Below are 6,870 nucleotides of genomic sequence, written 5' to 3' on the forward strand. Positions count from 1 at the left end.
GATTAATGAGAATAATAATACTTCTGAATTTACTTTTTCTAACTCAAATAAGCTATGAACAAGAAAGCCGAAAAGAAATGGCTGAATCGAAAATCTATGTTCGAGCAACCTACTTTGGCCAAAAGAATTAGTTTATCGGACTTCGAGTTAGAACGAATTTAAAAGACACTTTAATAGAAAATAGGAACTTCATTAAATTTAAAACAGAGGACTTTGTTGACTATTCCGACATTGAAACAACCGAAATATATTTCGAATCCTTTGATAATGGTAATTATAAACTTCTTAATAGTAGCTTTGAAACGGTTCACGGTATTGACTACAACGATACGGAAGAACAAATAGCTACACTTTTCAGAAAACGAGTAAAAACTTCACTCGAATATATCGACACAAGAAGAAGTTATCCAAGAGATAGTTTAATAGCAACCGACAAAACACCAAGAAAGTATTACACTACTGACAATTCAGAAATTTATGCTGTAATTATTCCCGACCTAAAAACAGTAGCGGTTTCAAGCAATGGACAGTTTTATACAAAACAGCTTTTCGGAGATAATTACAATGAAATTTCGGAAGGAATTAAAAACGACTTGAGAACTAGCAGTCGATTTGACATTCAACCTGGAGATGAAATTCAATTGTTTTATCGTAGAAAATGGTACAACGACTCAACAGGAATAGCTGAATACGAAGACAAACAATTTAAAAACGTCAGATTCATTGGCGATACAATAGTTAACGGAAATAAGTCTCTTAAAATGCAGATTGAAGGCTACAACTATTTAAGTGGTTCAAAAGATGGACCAGAAGAATTTTTAATGCAAGTTTCTGATAGTGGTTACTATTATGGAAATCAATTCCTCCCATTTAAGGAATACTCAACAGAACTCAAACTTATTGAGCAAAATGGACAAAAGGGATTTTTTCTTCAAGGAGTAAGTGAAGACACAATCAATGGATTTACCTATAAAAAAATTGTTCAAGCAACACCTGACCCTTACCGATATTTTATTCTTCCGTTTTTTCCAATGCCGTTTGTGGAATTTGGAAACGTTCAAGGGTTAATTACTTATTCAAAAATCAAGGGAATAGAAAAAGGGTTAAAACGGGAAAGAACCTACATAACAGACAAAAATAACATTAGAGATATTTACAGTATTTCGGACAAGAAAGTAGAATTAGAACTCTACTTTTTAGTCGAACTTGACATTGAGATTGAAATCAAGGACTATGAAAATGTTGAAGTTATTGGTTCATTGAAAATAAAGTCTAAAAAAGGAATAAACTCATTCACTGTAAAGACAAAAAAGTTAGAAAGAGGAAAATCATACAGCGTTCAGATAAACTATAAAGGAGAAAATACCTCGGGTAGTTTCTCAAACGGTTTTAAATCAAAACATTAAAAAGATACGGCACACAGTCGAGTAAGCTAGGGGTATCCCCCCTAACTTCTCACAAAACCGTACGTGAACCTCTCAATCCATAAGGTTCTTGTCTACAGAAAGCTGTAACCTAAAAACCAATGATAAAGTAACCTCCCTCCTTCAGTCTTAAAGATATTGGACGAAAACTCAAACTAAGAAAGTCATCAGTTCAACCGCAAATTGTATTTACTCAAGAATTTATTTTGAAAAATATTTTTTTGAAGCATTGAACCAATCTTTTGAAAAAGTCTCTTCTTGTTTTGTAATACATAAACCTGTAAATTCAAATCATCTTTCAACAATATAATAGCAAACTTATTTTTAAAAGGAAGTTGAGAGTACTTTTTTACTAATGGATATATGCCATATGGTTCATATCCGTTAAATTTTGAGGGACAAACGCCTTTGTGTTTATCCAATGTTGTGTTTCAGAGAGTACAAAAAAAATAATGAACGAACTGTATAAAGTTGCGATACTATTAATAAGCTTTTTTACATCTTCTAATTTTCTTCCTAAACAAGAAAAAGAAGTTATTACAGTAAGTAATATTGGATATGACCCGTATGGAAGAGATTGTAGCAATGGAATTTATACAAGTGTAATGAGTGCTTCAGTTACTAAAAGTAATATAGGTAAAGTCATTTTTCTGAAACCATCAGATGAAAAATATATTCTACCTGATGGTTTGATTGCTCCTGAAAATGAAGGATTAATATTTATTGGACATTTTGAATATGATAAATGTATTCACTATATGGGAAAAGAGGATGGATTGAAACAAGAATCTTTTCTCTTCTTTGTCTATGATTCAATAAAAATAACTTGCCCTTATAACTTTTGGATAATGGAAAAGATGAAAATGGATACCCAAACGTGTGGAAGACTTAAAGCTTTTCACGAAAGAATAAGTGTGATAAAAAGATGAAAACACAACAAAGGCTAAAAAAGCATAGCGTTAGTAGTAAAATTGGTAGGTTATTGCGTGTAAGCAAGCTCGCCACAAATTGAATAAATTTAAAAAGGCTTGTGGCTATTTAGTTGACGGGAGGTAAATTCTTTGAAATGCTTTTTAGCTGAGTCATCCTAAGCTAAGCAATTATGAAACCAGAGACAGTAGATTACATATTGGATTATTTTAGTAGGTTTATGAATAAGCAAGAAGCACTAGCTTGGAGACATTACTCATCTGAATATAAACTGACTCACAGCGATAATCAAGATACGGTTGAGAAAAGGCGAAAGATTTATTTAAGTAAAGGGTTGTTGACAGATGATGAGCAAACACTAAGACTTTTAGAAAATGGAATTGAACATTTTAGGTTAAAAATAGCAGAAAGAATCTTAAATGAAAATCCAGAAAAAATAGAATTTAATAATTGTCCGAAATGTGACAAACTTGCTAGGACACCTAAGGCAAAACAATGTCGACATTGTGGACATGATTGGCGTTAATAAAAATAGAGATGGTGGTAGAAATAATATTAACGAAAAATGTAAAAGAACCAGAATATAATGAGGATACATCAATAAGATTTGATGATGAAGATATTACAGGTGATTACTGGTTTCTTCAACCACTTTTTGAAAAAATAAGATTCAAAACTTCAGAAACGATTGATTTGTATGATGATTGTAATTTTAAGGGAGGTCAATTGTTGAGGTTAAAGGAGGAATTAATTAAAGAGATGAATATTGATTCAAATAAAATAACCTCAACTTTAGTAAGTAATTATAGTGGAGGTAATGAGATCCCTGATCAAATCAAAATCATTAATCTTGATGCAAATAAAAACTGTACAGTTACTGAATATGTTAGTAGCTTCAATAATTGTCAACCTCCTACATTCACTTATGATAATTGAATAAAAGTTTGTAAAATGAGAGAATCGTATACTTCTAATAACAAATAAAAGTTCTGCTTGTAATGATGCCATAAGTAAAATTTGAAATTTATTGAGTTATGAAAAAATACTATTGGTTATTCTTAATAATGTTGGTGTCAATAAATGTGATGGCACAAACCAATCATGATATAAATGAAGAATTTATAGCTGTTAGAAAAATTGGGACACTCACTGATGATCAATTAGAAAGTAGTAGGATTAATAAAATTCAACAAATTAAAACTATTGAAGAGGCTAAAGAATTAGCATTAACAGCCATTAAAAATAATACCCCTTTTTTACTGATATCAGGAGGCGTTGCTCCAACAATAATTTCTTCAGATTTTGAATTTGAAAACAAGTACAATATTTATTTTTATGAATTTGGATGTAATCCAATACGAGAAGATCTAATGAAAATTTATAACCGTGAGGTTTTCAAATATCTTACAGTTCAATTTGGAACGAATTGGAAAAAGGAAATTAGAAAAGATGTAGTCGGTTTTAGTGAAAAGTATTAATATTTCGATTGAATGAGAAAATACTTTTATATTATTATTTCACTTTTCATTAATTGTCAAAATTAAAAGAAGAAAAGACTCTATTGTCATAATTAGTGGAATATTGTGATGTTTATGGAATGTTGCCACCCGTACCACATTAAAATAATTATCAATGTTTAAAAAGTATTATATTTTTATTTTCATCTTATTTATTTCATGTTCAGGTCATGAAGAAAGAAAAACTGAATATGATCATGTTGACTTTATTTCTTTTCAAGAACAAGAATTAATACCAACAATAACAGTTGATTCACTCGATAAAACTATTGAACTGTATAAGATAATATGGTCAGTTATGAAAAGATATGATCATATAGCTCCCAACTATTTATTAAGAATTAATTATCATGACAGAATATATTATTTAAATAATTTCGCTAATTTTTGTTTTTCAACACAAATGTGTTGCCCAAAATCATCTAACCTCTATCCAATAATAGATTTCAATTCTTCTACTTTAAATGAAATTATTGATCATTTCAGTAGTGTTCCAAAATCAAGGCAAAAAAGAAAAATTATTGAAATCAAATTTGATGATAATACTAATCTTGAAGAAACTTTTAAATTACTCCAATTAATTGAAACAGAATTTAGAAATGGAAGTCTTAAAGGTTACCCATATAATGTCGAGTTAATTCCTAAGAAAATTGAGCCTTTGCAATATGATATAAATATTCCCAATTATGAATTTCATTATGATTCTATTGGTGTTTTAGGGTATTATGAAGTCAAGTGGGAAGAAGAACAAAAAGAAAAGGCAAATGAGGCAAGAAAAAAGCAAGAATTTAGGAATCAATTTAAGAAAGGACTTTATGATAGTTTACCAAAATTAAAAAAATGATAGCATTTGTACTTACTACTCTACCTTTTAGCATGAATCTCAATGGACAAACCTTTTAACTTTAGAATACAAAATGAATAATCATATAACATCAACTAACTACAATCATGGTTGACACTAAAATTCAGAAACTTTAATTTTTAATATGTTAATGATAAAGGAAGTAAATACTCATAACTTAAAAGTAGTTGTACTACATATTATAAATACATTATCACAACTCAAGTTTAAAGAGTTACTGGATAATTTAGAATATGACGAATATTATAATTGGACACCTGAATTATTAGAAAATGTAATATCAAATTATGGTTTTCCAGAAGAGTCATTAGGGGAATATCGAATCAGTTCTATAAGTGACTATAATGAAAAGATCATTTCAGATAATATTATAGATCATGAAGATGGAACGTATAGCCTAGACTTTGAAGTTCCACTAAATGGTGAAATGAGTGATCTAACGATTTCAATTGAAATTAGAAAATCAGATAATAGTTATAAAATAGTTCTTGGAAATATCCGTGTTATGTAACCAAACTATTATGGGATATGATTGCAAAAAATGTATTAATATTTAAAGAATACTCTAAATTATACGGAATTTGCACTCTCTAAAAGATTGAATTATCTTTAGAAAAACGGATTGCCCCCTATTGGCCACACATCTACTAAATTCCTATCACGGGTGATGCCTAGTTGACGAATTTAGTTAGTCCTCAACATATTATGAAGCAAACTTTAATACTATACCTTATCCTATTTTACCAGGTGAATTTATTTGCTCAGGAAGCAATTTTTTCTGAAGGGTATTATAATTTAAAAATAGGCAGTTATGAGACTCAAAGCCTGAATACTGAACTAAAAAATATAGATCTACCAACAATACAGCCTCAAACAAAATTCACCGAAAAAGAAAATATTTGTTTTATAAAAGTTCCTGAAACTGGGATTATTTTGTTTCAATCTTTTGACTTCATGAAGGAACCAATAGGCTTACTAAATAAAACCTCAATTGTTGAATTAGATTCCATTTATTATCAGGAGATTTTCAATAAATCTGAAAACTCATGGTCTTTAACTTTCAATGTTTGGTATGCCGTATCAATTAATGGAGCTAAGTATTACACTGATTATAAGATTCATAATTCAATTGCATATACAGAAATCATTAAAGAGTATAATCAGAAATTACTTTTAATCTCCGAAAGTACTGGTTACGATCAATATTATGATTTAGGTTATCCGGGTAACTTTTTTGTTGTCATTTTAGACAATGAAAATAACATACTTTTTGAAAGTAATATACTCGATTTCAATTATGGAGATGAGTTTTGGGAACCCGAATTAACAGAGACAGTAACTTCAAAAATGACCGAAAAAGGTTTCGGCATAAAAATCATTGGTTTAAATGAGGAATTCAATGGTATGTGGAATGGTAAAGAGTTAATCATAAATTCTAAAGAGGACAATAATTAAATTGTACTTTCGGACAACACTTCAATGACCATCTCTTGAAACAGATTTTCAATAACATAAATATGAATAAGTATGATAAACGAACTAACAAGGCACCTCGTCGCTACAATTAAATATAGGTTTAATAAAGCCATTATGTATGGTGATAATGAATTTGGAGAATTTTCATTAGACAAAGGAAGTAGAAGCATCAATGAAATATTAATTCATGTCATTGAAGTGTTGGATTGGGCAACTGAACAAATTACAAATAAGCAAAAGGAGGTTATTGTTCATTCAGAATTTGAACTTTTGGTCAATGAGTTTATTAAAAAAATTGATCAATTTGAAATGAATTTATCTGATCATCAAATCGATATAGATTTAACAAAAAAACTTATACAAGGCCCCCTTTCTGACATTTTAACCCATATTGGACAAATTGCAATGCTTTCTAGATTGAACGATAAACCAATTGAAAAAGAAGATTTTTCAGAAGCAAGGATAAAGCCCAAAATGAACTAGATAAACTAAATACATTGTAAACTAAATTACCGTAAGCTTTCAGTCAATTATTCTACAGGCTTTTATGTCCTACTTTCAAGCTTCCTTCTTCTTCATTTTTCCATTGATGAAAAACGAAGCAAAAAATCTAGGCTTAGAAGTCAAAAGCTAAATTTCATTCCACTCGCCTCGCCTC

The 6,870-nt window shown here is 29.6% G+C and carries 9 protein-coding genes; all 9 read left to right on the forward strand.

Annotated features, from left to right (window positions below; all coding sequences use genetic code 11):
• Positions 1–593: 593 nt before the first annotated feature.
• The 9 genes from AVL50_RS16980 to AVL50_RS17025 all read left to right on the forward strand — a co-directional run bounded on the left by AVL50_RS16980 (position 594) and on the right by AVL50_RS17025 (position 6,695).
• Positions 594–1,406 (forward strand): hypothetical protein, encoded by an 813-nt coding sequence (locus AVL50_RS16980; protein ID WP_062617693.1) that lies wholly within the window; start codon positions 594–596, stop codon positions 1,404–1,406.
• Between the two features lie 470 nt (positions 1,407–1,876).
• Positions 1,877–2,353, forward strand: a complete 477-nt coding sequence (locus tag AVL50_RS16990) for a hypothetical protein (RefSeq protein WP_062617695.1) — start codon at positions 1,877–1,879, stop codon at positions 2,351–2,353.
• A 173-nt stretch (positions 2,354–2,526) separates the two neighbouring features.
• Entirely contained in the window at positions 2,527–2,880 is a 354-nt protein-coding gene (locus AVL50_RS16995) for a hypothetical protein (protein ID WP_062617696.1), read from the forward strand.
• Positions 2,881–2,891: 11 nt separating this feature from the next.
• A complete protein-coding gene (locus AVL50_RS17000) occupies positions 2,892–3,290 on the forward strand; it encodes a hypothetical protein (RefSeq protein WP_062617697.1) in 399 nt (132 codons plus the stop codon).
• Positions 3,291–3,388: 98 nt separating this feature from the next.
• A complete protein-coding gene (locus AVL50_RS17005) occupies positions 3,389–3,832 on the forward strand; it encodes a hypothetical protein (RefSeq protein WP_157491379.1) in 444 nt (147 codons plus the stop codon).
• A 154-nt stretch (positions 3,833–3,986) separates the two neighbouring features.
• On the forward strand, positions 3,987–4,715 hold the full coding sequence (locus AVL50_RS17010; protein ID WP_062617699.1) for a hypothetical protein: 729 nt from the start codon (positions 3,987–3,989) through the stop codon (positions 4,713–4,715).
• A gap of 151 nt (positions 4,716–4,866) precedes the next feature.
• Positions 4,867–5,247 (forward strand): hypothetical protein, encoded by a 381-nt coding sequence (locus tag AVL50_RS17015; RefSeq protein WP_157491380.1) that lies wholly within the window; start codon positions 4,867–4,869, stop codon positions 5,245–5,247.
• Positions 5,248–5,441: 194 nt separating this feature from the next.
• Positions 5,442–6,191 carry a hypothetical protein gene (locus tag AVL50_RS17020; RefSeq protein WP_062617701.1) on the forward strand — a complete coding sequence of 250 codons (750 nt, stop codon included), beginning with the start codon at positions 5,442–5,444 and terminating at the stop codon, positions 6,189–6,191.
• Between the two features lie 135 nt (positions 6,192–6,326).
• Entirely contained in the window at positions 6,327–6,695 is a 369-nt protein-coding gene (locus tag AVL50_RS17025) for a hypothetical protein (RefSeq protein WP_062617702.1), read from the forward strand.
• The last annotated feature ends 175 nt before the right edge of the window (positions 6,696–6,870 follow it).

The organism is Flammeovirga sp. SJP92 (assembly GCF_001583495.1).
In the GTDB taxonomy this organism is placed as follows: Bacteria; Bacteroidota; Bacteroidia; order Cytophagales; family Flammeovirgaceae; genus Flammeovirga.

Coding starts and splice junctions, on each gene's coding strand:
- AVL50_RS17005 (WP_157491379.1), top strand. CDS start 3,389: ATGAAAAAATACTATTGGTTATTCTTAATAATGTTGGTGTCAATAAAT.
- AVL50_RS16995 (WP_062617696.1), top strand. CDS start 2,527: ATGAAACCAGAGACAGTAGATTACATATTGGATTATTTTAGTAGGTTT.
- AVL50_RS17000 (WP_062617697.1), top strand. CDS start 2,892: ATGGTGGTAGAAATAATATTAACGAAAAATGTAAAAGAACCAGAATAT.
- AVL50_RS16990 (WP_062617695.1), top strand. CDS start 1,877: ATGAACGAACTGTATAAAGTTGCGATACTATTAATAAGCTTTTTTACA.
- AVL50_RS17015 (WP_157491380.1), top strand. CDS start 4,867: ATGATAAAGGAAGTAAATACTCATAACTTAAAAGTAGTTGTACTACAT.
- AVL50_RS17020 (WP_062617701.1), top strand. CDS start 5,442: ATGAAGCAAACTTTAATACTATACCTTATCCTATTTTACCAGGTGAAT.
- AVL50_RS17010 (WP_062617699.1), top strand. CDS start 3,987: ATGTTTAAAAAGTATTATATTTTTATTTTCATCTTATTTATTTCATGT.
- AVL50_RS17025 (WP_062617702.1), top strand. CDS start 6,327: ATGTATGGTGATAATGAATTTGGAGAATTTTCATTAGACAAAGGAAGT.